Source organism: Rheinheimera baltica, from assembly GCF_030731985.1.
In the GTDB taxonomy this organism is placed as follows: domain Bacteria; phylum Pseudomonadota; class Gammaproteobacteria; order Enterobacterales; family Alteromonadaceae; genus Alishewanella; species Alishewanella baltica.
On the sequence record NZ_JAPJDY010000004.1, the window covers coordinates 40,202 to 52,432 of the forward strand.

Genomic DNA, 12,231 nt, shown 5'->3' on the forward strand with positions numbered 1-12,231 from the left:
CGTTAGTTAAAGAACACCTTAACCTAAGGAGCGACACCACTCCAACATACTAGCGTCCGTGAGCAGGATGTTACTATAAGAGACTAACCAAAATAGGGAAAGTCTTTTTATCGAGTCGTAAGATCGTTGGTATGTAAAATTCGTTTACTGGTATTTTGTTACAGGTAAATTGAGGTTGTAACTCTATATTTCGTTGATGTCTTTTTTCAATTAGTTTTATCTTACTGCTAAATTCCAACCCTTTCAGGGTAAGGGTCACAATCATGTCCCTCAGTTGTATAAATTCATTTTTTTCTAAGCTGTCTAATCTTTGGCTAAAAGCTCCAAAGCTTACTTTTATCCGATTAAAGAGTGTGAAGCTATCTAGTCTTCTGTTTGACTTTATAAGTTCACTGAGAATTTTTTTTTCAATATTATCGACTACGATACTCATGATTACGCTCTTTCCATTATTAAATTACGCCGCGCCCCGTCCTGGTATTGGGGCCACCAGAAAAAAGGGAAAACACAATTAGGTGTGTTACCTTCTTGGCGCATGTATAAAGATTCACAAGAGCCATATCCTAGAGACGGAAGTGGAACAGGGCCAATCTGTGGTGCAAGAATACTCTCTAATTCACGCATTATTTCAATTTTGGATTGCACTTCATTGGGGGGGTAGTAATCGCTTATGCCTTTATTTATGACAAGATTTGCGTCGACCTCAATTCCTTGTTTTCGTATGGCTTCCAAACCGACGCTACTTGAGACAAGTACTTTTACAATTATTCGATATCCATCTACTTTGGCGTAATCAAAAATTCTTCTAATTTCCTTGACTCGGCTAATGACAGTTTGACCGCTACCGATAAACTCATCTACCAAAACAATATCTTTATAGTCGTTGTTTTGCTTATATTTTTGATAAGACTTAGCAAATTGATTTACTTCACCATATCCTGTCCAGCCTTGGTTTCTGAACGCCATTTTCAAGCCATAGAGAATAAGGTGTGAACTATCAGAACTCTCGTCAGCCGCCATTCCTACTATTTGAGTTGTTTGCGGAGTCAGCCTTGTGTCGCGCGCTACAGATTCTGCTAAGTTTCTTAATTCGTTTGCATATTGCTCTCGTGACCAGTAATTAAATCTAGTCAAGAGATCGATCACTAGGTCTCTAGAATTCTCATTATTACAGTCATCAAATAGTAAGGAAGTGAGAGCTTCATCCTTATCCACTATCCACGGTGCTGTTTTTGAGAGTTTCAATAACGTTGCAAACTGTTCTTTATTCATTAAGCGCATATTTGGTCAATAAAAAATCACTGATTGAGAGCAGGTGAGTACCGGTTCTAAAGAATAGTATGCTTGATATTCATTGTTTACAAGGTGTTAGTTCGTTTCTATTGAGTTGGCGTACACTTATTTACAGAACTCCAAGTGAGAGCGAAAAGCGCTTTGACAGATTTCAAGCCGCCACTGGTGCAGACGGGTAATTATGGCTTTGCCAAGGTAGCAAATGCCTTTTAGCTTGGTAGTAATAAAGCCATCGTAATAGTCTGTGCTGATTTGGCCGGTTTCGCTGTCTATCTCAATATCGTAATGCGGCCTGATGGTTTGTTCTTTGCGCTTGCAGAATACGCCATCCACTACACGTATATCGCAAATATTGCCTGTTAATTATTGATTTAAGTTTCTAATACTGGAATTATTCCGGCCTGTGAAATTAAGCGCATCGTCGAGCGGCTTACCTCTTAATTCTCTTATATTCTCAAGGATGACAATGAAATCAGTTTTGAACACACTAGATATTTTGCTTGGGCACCTTTTAGCTTTCATCATGAACCTATTTTTGTACTTAATTCTATTTATCGCAGCCGTAATAGCGCTGTTTACTGTGCCCACTTTGATTTTTGAAGGTAGCCTGAGCCTCAGTGAACTAGACATTGCTGAGATTGGTATAGTTGTTAGCCTTTTCCTTGTTAGCTGGCGTTTTTTTAAGCGAGGCCGGCAGCTTAGTATAAGTCGTTGGCAGCTAACACGCCGATTTGTCTTTGTGTCAGCAATAACCATGTTAATAGTCAAAGCAATTGAATATTATTCAGTTTTTAATGTTGTCTCTAAAAGTGATACGGTGGGACTGAATCACTTTAATCAAAACTCTGAGGCTTTTGGCTTGTTTGCAACCATTATGATTATTTTGGCAGTTTATGCAGCCGCGCCATTGCCGAAATTATGGAACAGACGTCAGTCTATGGGCTCTGACACACCGGAAGCTGAAGTATCATCAGATGATTCCAGTCAGCCTGTGCTGGAAACGCCATTATTATCTAAACATCACGTTTCTACGAAAATTTGAGTAAGGATGCTCTATGCGAAGTTTAACTAACTTTTTAATGTTGGCTGGGGTAATAGTCAGTTTCACTGTGCAAAGTAAAGAACAGCCGTTTAAATATGACGATCCTAAGTTCTTACAGAAGTCTTGTCTGGAAGTCGTTGCTATATTTAATAAAAAAGATCAACCGGGTACTTATGCAGCATTACACACCTCTATGGCTGAAGCTATGCGGGCGGGCTATTGTATCGGAGTGGTGCAGCAGTACATGCAACAAACACAAAACTGTTATTCAAGACGCTACAAAAATGGCGACTGGTTCGCGATGGCTAAATCGATTGCAAATGTATCAATCGGCGAAGAACAGTTTAAACGAACTCAGGTTAGCCAGTTGCTAGAGGATGTTTATTGTAATGGCTAGTGGTTTAACCGTGCCGGATGCGATCCGTAAGTTGTTTGACATTGATGTCGCGACACAGAGTGCATTTCTTAAAAACAAAGCGATGTCGATGATTCGTAATGGCCTGATCAAAATAGCCCCTAAATCTAAGCTGGATGATCATCGTTTTCCCACCTATTTAGCAAATGAGCAGCAGTTAGTCGTGCTTTTCAATGCTTTGCTGTTAAATGCCGTGTTTCATGACCCAAAAGATGTGAAAAAGATTTTTGAGGACATTTCTTATCGCCAGGATTGCGCGAAAGTAGTGAGTGCTATGCTCGGCAATCGTAATTCGTTGATGGGAATCTCACTAAATAACCCAGCCTCGGTAGAGTTTACTAAGGCGTTGGCAAGTGACGTCGATTTATATAGCCACAAGTTACCTAACCCATTCGCTGTGCTTCCACAGCTTGCCCTTGGCAAAAATCAGAACTTATTGCATGCCTTGCTAGTGCAATCTGCAGCTTTAGAGCCTGCTGATAATGTTTTGCTGGCCTATATAGAGGGTGATATTGAAAAAGCGGCAAAGTTGGCTGAGCTGATGGATTATGACAATGGCGCTATTAATCAGATAAAGCTTCACCTCGAGAAAAAGCTTAGTGAAGCATTAGAGTTTGATGAATTACTGGACCAATTCAAAAAGATGTAATTATTTTCGTTTGAAGGCTTGTTAGTGCATTGCACTAGGTGATTCTGCGTTTGTCGTCAACAAACGGAGAATACCATGACAACAATTAGTGAAATCGTCATCAACTTTCATATGACCGAAGAGTGTAATTATCGCTGCGGCTATTGTTACGCCACATGGGAGGGTAATCATTCAAAAGCGGAGTTGCATCACTCCTTCGGTGATATTGAGTCCTTGCTTTTAAAACTTGCAGACTATTTTTTCGCTGAAAATAGCCTGTATCACATCTTAAATTACACGTCGGTAAGGATCAATTTTGCAGGTGGAGAGCCAGTAATGCTTGGTAAGCGCTTTGTCGATGCAATTTTGCTGGCAAAGTCACTTGGTTTTCGTACTTCTATTATCAGCAATGGCCATCTGTTATCTGACAAGATGATGAAGCGTATTGCGCCGCATCTCGATATGCTTGGCTTAAGCGTTGATACCGCTGACTATTTGTTGGCCCAGAGTATTGGACGGGTAGACCGCAAGAATGCCTGGCTATCCCCCGTTCGTACAACAGAGATTGTGAAGGCATATCGGTTAGCCAATGCTAATGGCACTGTAAAAATTAATACAGTAGTTAATGCTTTTAACTGGCGGGAAGATATTTCAAGTTTGATCAGTCAACTGCGTCCAGATAAATGGAAAATTCTGCGCGTTTTGCCTGTTTACTCCACTAATTTAACCGTGTCAGAGCGTCAGTACGATTCTTATATCAAACGGCATAAAGCTTTTTCAAATATTGTCACGGTAGAAAATAACGCTGATATGTGGCAATCCTATTTGATGCTCAATCCTCAAGGGCGTTTCTACCAAAACACAAATACGTGTAATGGGTTAGTGCAAAGCCCTTCAGTGTTAGATGTCGGAGTGGGAGCTGCTCTTGAGCATATCGATTTTAACATTGAAACTTTTGCAAAGCGGTATAGCACAGCCCTTTTGAAGGTTAGTGAAGCTTCATAAATCAATTCTGGAATTAGCGTTTAATCAGGTTGATTTTTAAACAAAAGGTTGGAGCTTCCGAATGAAGAAATACAGTAGTGATAAAAATATTAATGTGTTAGTTCAACAATTACTGAAGCAAAGCAGGTGGCGTATCCGACAAGGGCGACATGCTGTACTTATCACGCCAACGGGGAAGAGACTGGCGGTCCCGAGTTCGCCAAGTGACCACAGAGCTTTTTTAAACTTTAAGCATGATGTGCGGCGATTGCAGGGGCTTTAACTGAAGGTGTTGAAGTCCCGTTGCAATTGATTGTGAATTAATTACTGGAGAAAAGAAATGTCGAATAAAAATAGTAACCACAAGGCTAACCAGTCGAACCCAAATAAAGGGACGTCAGGGACAAATCCTGCTTATCAGAAGTCGCAGGACAATCGCAGCAATCAGCTGAACCCGAATAATGCACGTTATAACGGCAGTAATAAGGAGTAATTTATGCCTGATACATCTGACATGTCACAAGCTGAATTAGATGTTTGGTCTGACATTAACAACCCAAATAACGAATCGGATATGGATGACTGGGCTGACGCCCATAATCCTAATAATAATAGTTATTTAGGTGATGATTGAACGTTATAGTCAGTAACTAAAATAAGTCTTATCTTATAAGGTGTAGTTTTAACTGCACCTTTTTAATAAAGTGCCGCTCTTATTCGAGAGCTTTCAAAATTGACGCATGATTACATGCCTAGTTGAACACTGCACTTGGACACTCTGTTAAGCGTCACTTTCATCAATGTGCATGAACTTACCACAACGCTGTTTAGCTAAGTAATCGTTGACTATATCTGTGCATTCTCTCAAAAATAGGTTCTGAAATAAATGCAGGGAAAGACATGGGTAATTCACTTGCTACCGTATTAATAACTTGTTCTGTTTTAGCCGCCATCTGATAAAGCATGCTTTCCATTGTGTTTGTATCGACCCCACTTCCTTTGCTGTTGCTATAAAGTGTTGTCGCCCAATCATGCGGCACTCTGTTTTCGCCCTTTTGAACCTTTTAGTGACATTGCTAAGTGCAAGTCTTTTTCATGTAACCCTTTTTTAGAAATGGCAGGGAATGCCGACAAAATATCGTATAGCGGTGTTAGTCGGTATTGGTCTTGGCGTTCAATAAAAATTGAAAAGTTTTTCGCATGCCCATCTGTTGCGCCTAACAGCCAGAATAAAACCTGCGTACGCATGAATGTTTCTCTGTCATGCCTTGGGTTCGCTGTACCTAGCAGCTCGTGCATGATGGATGAAATACCTCGCCCGCCATCTACTTCATATTTTTCGCCGGAGAGGTTGCTGTAATTTGACAGAAGTCTTCTTGCTGTAGCCGCATTATCCAGGTGTTATCGGATGCCATCTTGCGGTCAAAGCGCTCAGCAGCGAGTGCTTTTACGCCGTCAGGTGTAATGATTTGGCACTCTGCTGTATCAAAGCCATAGGCTTTGGCGATGTTAAGACACAGGTATTCATTCTCAACACTGTGTGTCATATCAATAACATGATCATCCGAGTGTATTTCGCCAATGGGTAGCTTAATAATGTGTGTTGTTGGTGTTGCATTATTAACACAATAATTCACGGCAAGCGTGTACAACCCTTTACCATGCAAACTGCAGCCTTAATTAGCAGAATGCATAGCACTGCACCGCTGCCATTTTTTGCTTCTGTGCCATGTTAGTCCATTTAGCAAAGGGAACAGTAAAAAGTAACTGTATCCGGCCCAGCCGATGTAAGGTATTGGCAAAAATAACGACAGTAGCAGTGCGGTTATACACATCATGGCGGTACTCAGCCAAACAATGATCTCGGTGTTGGCCTGGTATTTTTCGTAGTCAGACAGCGCAGTCATCAGTTGGGCGCGTTTACCATGCCAGTACAATGCAACGAAATTGATGCTGAGCAGCAAAAAACCCAGACCAAACAAGATAAAAATAAAACGCACGTCCCATTCGCTTTTAAGCTGAATAAGGCTAGGCAAAAAACCATTACTTAATACTGCAAACAATGCCTGCATCATAATACGTAATGGATACATATAAATAAGCACCAGCAGGATCAGTAGACAGCTAAAGACGACTGTTTTGGTGTCTTCAAGGCCAAAGCGTCGGCTCCACACGGAGTGCGTATGCCAAATCCAGGTAATAACGGCAAAGCTGGCAGTAAAGGCTGGAATTTGCTTGGTAGCTTGCATTAAATCGGCCAATGAATTCGGAATGCTGCCAACGGAGATCACCACCATTGTTACAGCAAAAGCACAGGCTGCAGCAAAAAAGGTTTCAATGCGGGTCATGCTTTCGCCACGCATGGTCCAGCTTTCTTGTCTGGTGTTACTAGAGTCTGTCATAAGCCTACTTATTATTGTGTTCCAGTGTCTATAAACACTGAGTAGCTTTGTTTTATAGAACGGTTAGTGCTAAGGGTAACAAAGAATAGTGCAATAGGTCATCAATTTGAAAGTACTTCCCCGGGGGACGGTTGACTATACGTGGCTTGCTGTTTTACACATCTAAGTGCAGGCATTACGGCTTGCCTGACAGGCTACGAGAAACTATGTTTACATCATTGATTTTTTCAAAGCGAGTAAGTTGGTGTTTTTAAGGCAGGCGTTATTGCCTATTTCTTCATTGTTTATCTCTATTGCCTTTCTGGCAACCGGCTACGGTATGCTAATGACCTATATCGGGCTGTATTTAAAACAAGCCGGTCTGTCGGAAATTGCCATTGGTGTAATTAACTCGGCGTTTTTTCTAGGGGCTTTGCTGGCTGCTGTGTTCAGCCAGAAGGTCATTGTATCGGTTGGGCATGCCCGCAGTTATTCGGCGTTTTCCGCTATCATGGTAATGGCTTTTCTGGGCCACACGTTGCATTACAACCCCTGGTTTTGGGCAGGGTTACGGCTTATGTCAGGCTTTGCCTTTTATGCCCTGTTAATTGTGTTGGAAAGCTGGCTGAATGAAAAAAGCAGCTCAGCGGATCGGGGTAGGGTGCTGGCGGTATACACGGTGGTGTTCTTTATGGCCACGGCTATCGGCCAGTTAATTTTAGGGCTGGACGTCTCATCGCACGTGGTGTTTGTGCTGGGATCTGTGCTGGTACTGGCGTCGCTGTTTTTAGTAGCCATTACCCGTATTAGCCAACCGCAGTTAAAACCTTTTGAACGCTACAGCCTACCCAAGGTATTGCATATTGCGCCGCTGGCACTGGTCGGCAGCATTATTGGCGGTTTTTTTGTCGGTGGTTTTTACACCATGATGCCAATATTCGTACTGAATGCCTATCAACAGCAATCGGTTGTTGCGGCGTTTATGGCCATTACCATTTTAGGTGGCCTGTTGGCACAGTGGCCGGTTGGTAGCTTGTCTGATCACTACGGCCGGCGTAAGTTACTGGCCTGGGCTGGCTTATTTAGTTTTGTCATTTGCCTGTTACTTGCTCTGTTGGCCAGCCAAACCTGGTTATTCTATTTACTGGGCTTTTTGCTCGGTACCAGCTTGTTTAGTATTTATCCGCTTAGTGTAGCCCGTGCCAATGACCGGTTAGATGACAGCAAAGACTTAGTAGAAATTAGCCGTAGTTTGCTGTTTGCCTACGGTATAGGCTCTTTTTTAGCCCCATTAATATTAGGCGCGATATTAGGTGTATCCGGCAGCTTGTTTTTTGCGGTACTGGCGCTGGCGGCATTGCTATTGGGCGGCATTGCTATTGGGCGGCTATGCCCTAGCGGCGGAGCGCATTGCTAATGATAAGTTAAGTGTGTTTGTTGCGGTACCTGCAGCGTCAGGGGCGTCTCTTGCCCAGATGGACCCACGCCAGGACGAGCAATGGGTAGAAAATCATAAACCTGACTATCCGGAACAAACAGACAGCACAGCCGATGTGGAGGCGTCTGCTGCTAAGAACGCTGAAAGCCAACGGTAAATCGGCTTCGTTAAATCTCTGATTTTTCTGCTTCAACGGCTAATTGTTTAGCAGAGTCAGCCGACTTCGCGACATCTTGTGCCAAGTTGTCTACTTCCTGCATTGTATGATTCATCGAGCTAGTCGATGCTGAGCAATCTTTATAGGCTTGTTTTACTTTGTCACTGGTACTGGCGGTGTCGGTTGGATGTTTATTGGGTATCACTCGCAGCAATACCAGCATTGGGTTAAAAGCGTTAGCTAGCAGGCAGTTTGTGTCGGTGTAATACAAGCAAGGCCGATGCTTTAAAGTACTCGTAAATTTATTCTTGTTGCGGTGATGTTGTCTATCGACTAGGCTCGGCTGTATCTTCTGCTTTTAACCATTAATAAAAAGGTCTCATTAATGAACAAAACATCAATAGTACTCAGTGCTTTTGTCGCTTTGCTGCTCTCACTAGGGCAGGCATCGGCCGGTGTACTGAGCTCAGATCAGGTCGTCGCGCAGCAACAGCAACATTACAGCCAGCAGCAGGTGTTGGCTTTTGTTGATAGTGCCGAGGTGCAGCAAAAGTTAATCGAGCTGGGCGTTAGCCCGGAAAATGCTAAACAACGTATTGCTAGTATGACCACTGCTGAGTTGGATGCGCTGAATAATCAACTTAACGATATGCCGGCGGGTGGCATAGTAGGTACCATTATTACGGTACTGGTGGTGGTTGCCGTACTGGACCTGATGGGGATAACCGACGTTTATCCTTTTATTCGCCCGATTTAACGCTTACGCTTTGGCACATCAACTGATCCAGACCAGCCTGCGTGCTGGTCTTTTGTTTTTACTTGGGCTGTTTAGTGCTTGCCAAACGCCGCCTCAAACGTTGCAATTATTGGCCACACCACCTGATATTGCGCGCCAGCATATTATGTCGCAAGTCCCTTTTTACCCACAGCAACAGTACTTTTGCGGCCCTACGACCTTGGCCGAGGTAGCGGGTTTTTATGGCTTCAGTAAAAGCCCGGACGATATAGCCCCAAACACCTTTATTCCTGGCCGGCAAGGGACATTACAAATAGAAATGGCTGCCGCCACACGCCAGCTTGGCATGCTGGCTTATGTGCAGCCTCGCGCTACAATGGCACAGCTTTTAAGCTTGGTGGCAGAGAATATGCCGCTTATTGTGCTGCAAAACAACAGTATTGCCTGGCTGCCGCAATGGCACTACGCCGTCGTCATCGGGTATGACCTGGATAGCGCCGAGGTTATTCTGCACACGGGGGTTACAGCACAGCACCGGCTAAATTTTGCTACCTTTGAACGCACCTGGCAGCGAGGTGATTATTGGCTGCTGGCCATGTTGCCACCCGATAAAGCCAGCTCTCAGCTAGACCCGTTTTTATATACCAAAGCCTGTCAGGATTTGCTCAACACTGGCCTGATTGCCGCTGGAGTGCTCGCACTGGAAACGGCCACACAGCAGTGGCCCGATTACTGGTTGCCGTATTTTTTATTGGCTAATCATTATTTTACTGCCGCCCCCTTGGTTGCGGCCGCCTGGTTTGAGAAAGGCTTGGCTGCAGCACAGCAGCAAGCAGGTTATTTGAATAACTATGCTTTGCTGTTAAGCGGGTTAGGCTGTCATCAAAAAGCAATAGCACTTATTAACACTGCTGTTGAGTTGTCACCGCGGGACAGTAATCTGCTGGATAGCCAGCAGCAAGTTTTTCAGGCGCAGCAAGCAAGCGCTGATGCCTTATCGCAATGCCAAATTATGCCCGTAGGACAAAATCCTGCGGGGATGCCGTAATAAATTTTGCTTTAACAGGGTCTGGTTGGTATTACGAATGAGCGTTAATTAACGGAGGTTTTGTTAAATATGAAATGGGTTACTTATCTTCTTGGAGTGATCTTTGCTGCATCGGGTGTTGCCAAACTTGCCGCATTGCCATTTGAGGTTGAAGCATTTAGCCGTTGGGGTTATTCACCAGAGTTTATGTATTTTACCGGCGTACTGGAAGTATTAGGGGCTATCGCTGTAGTCATACCCCGTCTATCCATGTTGGCCGCCAGCGGCCTTGCTGTGTTAATGCTTGGCGCTATGGCAACACACGCGACACATGCTGAATGGCCAATGTTAATCTTGGCGACAGGTATTTTTGCTTTATGCGCGTGGCGCGGCTGGCAGGGTAGAGCAGCACAGGTTTAATTTTACTTTACCACTGGCAGCTGTTGCCAGTCGGTAGTATAGGCCGGTGACAACAACTCACGTTTCATGCTCCATTCTTGCTTGGTGCCCTGGCTGGCAAACCACAGAGTTTTGCTATGCTTGCTGTTAAGCGTGTCCATCAGTTGCATCAACTTTTTGTCAGTGTCTTTTTGCACTGGCGGGGTATCAAACAGGCTCGGCTGGTATACGCCTGGGTCGTAAAAGTCGGCCAGCATCACGCCAGCTTTGGCATAGCGGTAACCGTTAACCCACAATGCCTCTAGTAGCTGCATGGCTTTTGCTAAAAATACCCGCGTGTCGCTACTTGGCGTATCCAGCGCAATACTTTTGCTGGCGCTGTAAGGCGCGTCTGTATCGCTAAACGGGCTGGTGCGCAAAAACACTGTGAGATGCTGGGCGTGCTGTTGCTCTTGTCGCAGTTTCTTGCACGCACGGCTAACATATTCACTTATTGCCTCTTGCATCTGCTGTTTATCGGTGATGCGATCACCAAAGGCGCGGCTACTGATAATTTGTTTCTTGGTAGGGGCCAGTTGTTCCAGTGCAAGGCAACTTTCACCTCTTAGCTCACGCACTGTGCGTTCTACCACCACCGAAAAATGTTGGCGAATAAATTCTGGCTCGGCATCGGCCAGTTGCAGGGCGGTATCAATACCTAGCTGTTGTAAGCGCTTGGTTAACTTACCACCAATACCCCATACTTCACCTACAGGCAGCAGCGCCAGTAACTTTCGCTGGCGCTCAGTGCAGGTTAAATCGACCACGCCGCCGGTTTTATGCCAGGTTTTTGCCGCATGGTTTGCCAGCTTGGCCAGGGTTTTCGTCGGTGCTATACCTACGCAGACGTTAATCCCTGTGTGTTTGTGCACAATCCGGCGCACTTGCAGGCCAAACTCGGTTAGACTCAGGCTGTAGTTTATGCCGGTTAAGTCTAAAAACGCCTCGTCTATAGAATATACCTCTACCCTTGGCGCCAGGTTTTCCAGCGTACTCATAACCCGTTGTGACATATCGGCATACAGCGCGTAATTAGATGAAAATGCCACCACGCCTTGTTTGTGCAATACGTCGCGCACCTGAAATACCGGTACGCCCATTTTTATGCCTAGCTTTTTCGCTTCTTTCGACCGTGCTACCACACAGCCGTCGTTGTTCGACAGCACTACAACAGGGGTATCTGCTAAATCAGGCCGAAACAGTTTCTCGCAGCTGGCATAGAAGTTATTGCAATCCACTAGCGCAAATATGGGGGTTGTCATTTGCGTTTCATTTGCCGGATAACATTGGTTACCACCCCAAAAATATTCAGCTCATCGCCTTCACGCAGCGTAATAGGCGGATAAGCTGGGTTGCGCGCTAGTAGCTGTAACCGTGGCTGGGTACATAGCTGCTTTACGGTAAACTCACTGCCAACGGCAGCCACCACAACATCGCCGTGTTCGGCATCAATAGATCTGTCTACTACCAGTAAATCGCCATCATAAATGCCGGCTTCTATCATTGAATCGCCTTCAACCCGCACAAAAAAAGTGGCGTTAGGGTGGCGAATACACAGCTCGTTTAAATCCAGCGCGCTCTACATAATCCTGTGCGGGTGACGGAAACCCGGCTTTTACCGGATCACTGTAAAAGGGCATACGACGCCTTGGCCAGTTATCGGCATTACCTAAAAATACAGCAGACATACTC

17 protein-coding genes and 1 pseudogene are annotated in these 12,231 nt (G+C 44.6%); 10 read left to right on the forward strand and 8 right to left on the reverse strand.

The window, feature by feature from the left end; translation table 11 throughout:
- Positions 1 to 73: 73 nt before the first annotated feature.
- Together ORJ00_RS07670 and ORJ00_RS07675 are read right to left on the reverse strand one after the other, a co-directional pair.
- The gene (locus tag ORJ00_RS07670) at positions 74 to 433 is read right to left on the reverse strand and encodes a hypothetical protein (RefSeq protein WP_306139450.1); all 360 of its coding nucleotides are present in this window, start codon (positions 431 to 433) and stop codon (positions 74 to 76) included.
- Between the two features lie 2 nt (positions 434 to 435).
- A complete protein-coding gene (locus ORJ00_RS07675) occupies positions 436 to 1,272 on the reverse strand; it encodes a phosphoribosyltransferase-like protein (RefSeq protein ID WP_306139452.1) in 837 nt (278 codons plus the stop codon).
- A 424-nt stretch (positions 1,273 to 1,696) separates the two neighbouring features.
- On the opposite strand from ORJ00_RS07675, the gene ORJ00_RS07680 reads away from it, so the two are divergent.
- From ORJ00_RS07680 to ORJ00_RS07700, 5 genes are all read left to right on the forward strand, one after another.
- Positions 1,697 to 2,335, forward strand: a complete 639-nt coding sequence (locus ORJ00_RS07680; RefSeq protein ID WP_306139453.1) for a hypothetical protein — start codon at positions 1,697 to 1,699, stop codon at positions 2,333 to 2,335.
- A gap of 13 nt (positions 2,336 to 2,348) precedes the next feature.
- Entirely contained in the window at positions 2,349 to 2,732 is a 384-nt protein-coding gene (locus tag ORJ00_RS07685) for a hypothetical protein (protein ID WP_306139455.1), read from the forward strand.
- Complete coding sequence (locus ORJ00_RS07690; protein WP_306139456.1) at positions 2,725 to 3,399, forward strand: hypothetical protein; 675 nt, start codon at positions 2,725 to 2,727, stop codon at positions 3,397 to 3,399. Before ORJ00_RS07685 ends, ORJ00_RS07690 begins: the two co-directional genes overlap by 8 nt.
- A 75-nt stretch (positions 3,400 to 3,474) precedes the next feature.
- Complete coding sequence (locus tag ORJ00_RS07695) at positions 3,475 to 4,383, forward strand: viperin family antiviral radical SAM protein (RefSeq protein ID WP_306139458.1); 909 nt, start codon at positions 3,475 to 3,477, stop codon at positions 4,381 to 4,383.
- 475 nt (positions 4,384 to 4,858) lie between these two features.
- On the forward strand, positions 4,859 to 4,996 hold the full coding sequence (locus ORJ00_RS07700; protein WP_306139459.1) for a hypothetical protein: 138 nt from the start codon (positions 4,859 to 4,861) through the stop codon (positions 4,994 to 4,996).
- A gap of 395 nt (positions 4,997 to 5,391) precedes the next feature.
- Here ORJ00_RS07700 and ORJ00_RS19000 read toward each other — a convergent pair.
- A pseudogene (locus tag ORJ00_RS19000) lies at positions 5,392 to 5,999 on the reverse strand (HipA domain-containing protein).
- 39 nt (positions 6,000 to 6,038) lie between these two features.
- Positions 6,039 to 6,764: a TMEM175 family protein gene (locus tag ORJ00_RS07715; protein WP_306139462.1), complete on the reverse strand. Its 726-nt coding sequence runs from the start codon at positions 6,762 to 6,764 to the stop codon at positions 6,039 to 6,041.
- Between the two features lie 265 nt (positions 6,765 to 7,029).
- Here ORJ00_RS07715 and ORJ00_RS07720 point away from each other — a divergent pair, with 265 nt between their 5' ends.
- Both ORJ00_RS07720 and ORJ00_RS07725 read left to right on the forward strand, forming a co-directional pair.
- Entirely contained in the window at positions 7,030 to 8,160 is a 1,131-nt protein-coding gene (locus ORJ00_RS07720) for an MFS transporter (protein ID WP_306139463.1), read from the forward strand.
- Positions 8,161 to 8,173: 13 nt separating this feature from the next.
- Entirely contained in the window at positions 8,174 to 8,338 is a 165-nt protein-coding gene (locus ORJ00_RS07725; RefSeq protein WP_306139464.1) for a hypothetical protein, read from the forward strand.
- Positions 8,339 to 8,348: 10 nt separating this feature from the next.
- Here ORJ00_RS07725 and ORJ00_RS07730 read toward each other — a convergent pair whose 3' ends face one another.
- Positions 8,349 to 8,609, reverse strand: a complete 261-nt coding sequence (locus ORJ00_RS07730; protein ID WP_306139465.1) for a hypothetical protein — start codon at positions 8,607 to 8,609, stop codon at positions 8,349 to 8,351.
- Positions 8,610 to 8,723: 114 nt separating this feature from the next.
- Here ORJ00_RS07730 and ORJ00_RS07735 point away from each other — a divergent pair, with 114 nt between their 5' ends.
- From ORJ00_RS07735 to ORJ00_RS07745, 3 genes are all read left to right on the forward strand, one after another.
- The gene (locus ORJ00_RS07735) at positions 8,724 to 9,095 is read left to right on the forward strand and encodes a PA2779 family protein (protein WP_027671024.1); all 372 of its coding nucleotides are present in this window, start codon (positions 8,724 to 8,726) and stop codon (positions 9,093 to 9,095) included.
- A 10-nt stretch (positions 9,096 to 9,105) separates the two neighbouring features.
- Entirely contained in the window at positions 9,106 to 10,122 is a 1,017-nt protein-coding gene (locus tag ORJ00_RS07740; RefSeq protein WP_306139466.1) for a PA2778 family cysteine peptidase, read from the forward strand.
- A gap of 69 nt (positions 10,123 to 10,191) precedes the next feature.
- Positions 10,192 to 10,521 carry a DoxX family protein gene (locus ORJ00_RS07745; RefSeq protein WP_306127079.1) on the forward strand — a complete coding sequence of 110 codons (330 nt, stop codon included), beginning with the start codon at positions 10,192 to 10,194 and terminating at the stop codon, positions 10,519 to 10,521.
- A gap of 2 nt (positions 10,522 to 10,523) precedes the next feature.
- Here the strand turns inward: ORJ00_RS07745 and umuC are convergent, their stop codons facing one another.
- From umuC to ORJ00_RS19075, 3 genes are read right to left on the reverse strand one after another with little or no spacing between them, the layout of a single operon-like run.
- Positions 10,524 to 11,801: a translesion error-prone DNA polymerase V subunit UmuC gene (umuC, locus tag ORJ00_RS07750; protein WP_306139467.1), complete on the reverse strand. Its 1,278-nt coding sequence runs from the start codon at positions 11,799 to 11,801 to the stop codon at positions 10,524 to 10,526.
- Positions 11,798 to 12,064 carry a S24 family peptidase gene (locus ORJ00_RS19070; RefSeq protein WP_440480644.1) on the reverse strand — a complete coding sequence of 89 codons (267 nt, stop codon included), beginning with the start codon at positions 12,062 to 12,064 and terminating at the stop codon, positions 11,798 to 11,800. The genes umuC and ORJ00_RS19070 overlap by 4 nt, the downstream gene beginning before the upstream one ends.
- A 13-nt stretch (positions 12,065 to 12,077) precedes the next feature.
- A complete protein-coding gene (locus ORJ00_RS19075; protein ID WP_440480645.1) occupies positions 12,078 to 12,227 on the reverse strand; it encodes a hypothetical protein in 150 nt (49 codons plus the stop codon).
- Between the last annotated feature and the right edge of the window lie 4 nt (positions 12,228 to 12,231).

Bases quoted from the DNA above. Each gene is read 5' to 3' on its own strand.
- ORJ00_RS07670 (WP_306139450.1), bottom strand. From the start codon at position 433: ATGAGTATCGTAGTCGATAATATTGAAAAAAAAATTCTCAGTGAACTT.
- ORJ00_RS07675 (WP_306139452.1), bottom strand. From the start codon at position 1,272: ATGAATAAAGAACAGTTTGCAACGTTATTGAAACTCTCAAAAACAGCA.
- ORJ00_RS07685 (WP_306139455.1), top strand. From the start codon at position 2,349: ATGCGAAGTTTAACTAACTTTTTAATGTTGGCTGGGGTAATAGTCAGT.
- ORJ00_RS07690 (WP_306139456.1), top strand. From the start codon at position 2,725: ATGGCTAGTGGTTTAACCGTGCCGGATGCGATCCGTAAGTTGTTTGAC.
- ORJ00_RS07695 (WP_306139458.1), top strand. From the start codon at position 3,475: ATGACAACAATTAGTGAAATCGTCATCAACTTTCATATGACCGAAGAG.
- ORJ00_RS07700 (WP_306139459.1), top strand. From the start codon at position 4,859: ATGCCTGATACATCTGACATGTCACAAGCTGAATTAGATGTTTGGTCT.
- ORJ00_RS07715 (WP_306139462.1), bottom strand. From the start codon at position 6,764: ATGACAGACTCTAGTAACACCAGACAAGAAAGCTGGACCATGCGTGGC.
- ORJ00_RS07735 (WP_027671024.1), top strand. From the start codon at position 8,724: ATGAACAAAACATCAATAGTACTCAGTGCTTTTGTCGCTTTGCTGCTC.
- ORJ00_RS07745 (WP_306127079.1), top strand. From the start codon at position 10,192: ATGAAATGGGTTACTTATCTTCTTGGAGTGATCTTTGCTGCATCGGGT.
- umuC (WP_306139467.1), bottom strand. From the start codon at position 11,801: ATGACAACCCCCATATTTGCGCTAGTGGATTGCAATAACTTCTATGCC.
- ORJ00_RS19075 (WP_440480645.1), bottom strand. From the start codon at position 12,227: ATGTCTGCTGTATTTTTAGGTAATGCCGATAACTGGCCAAGGCGTCGT.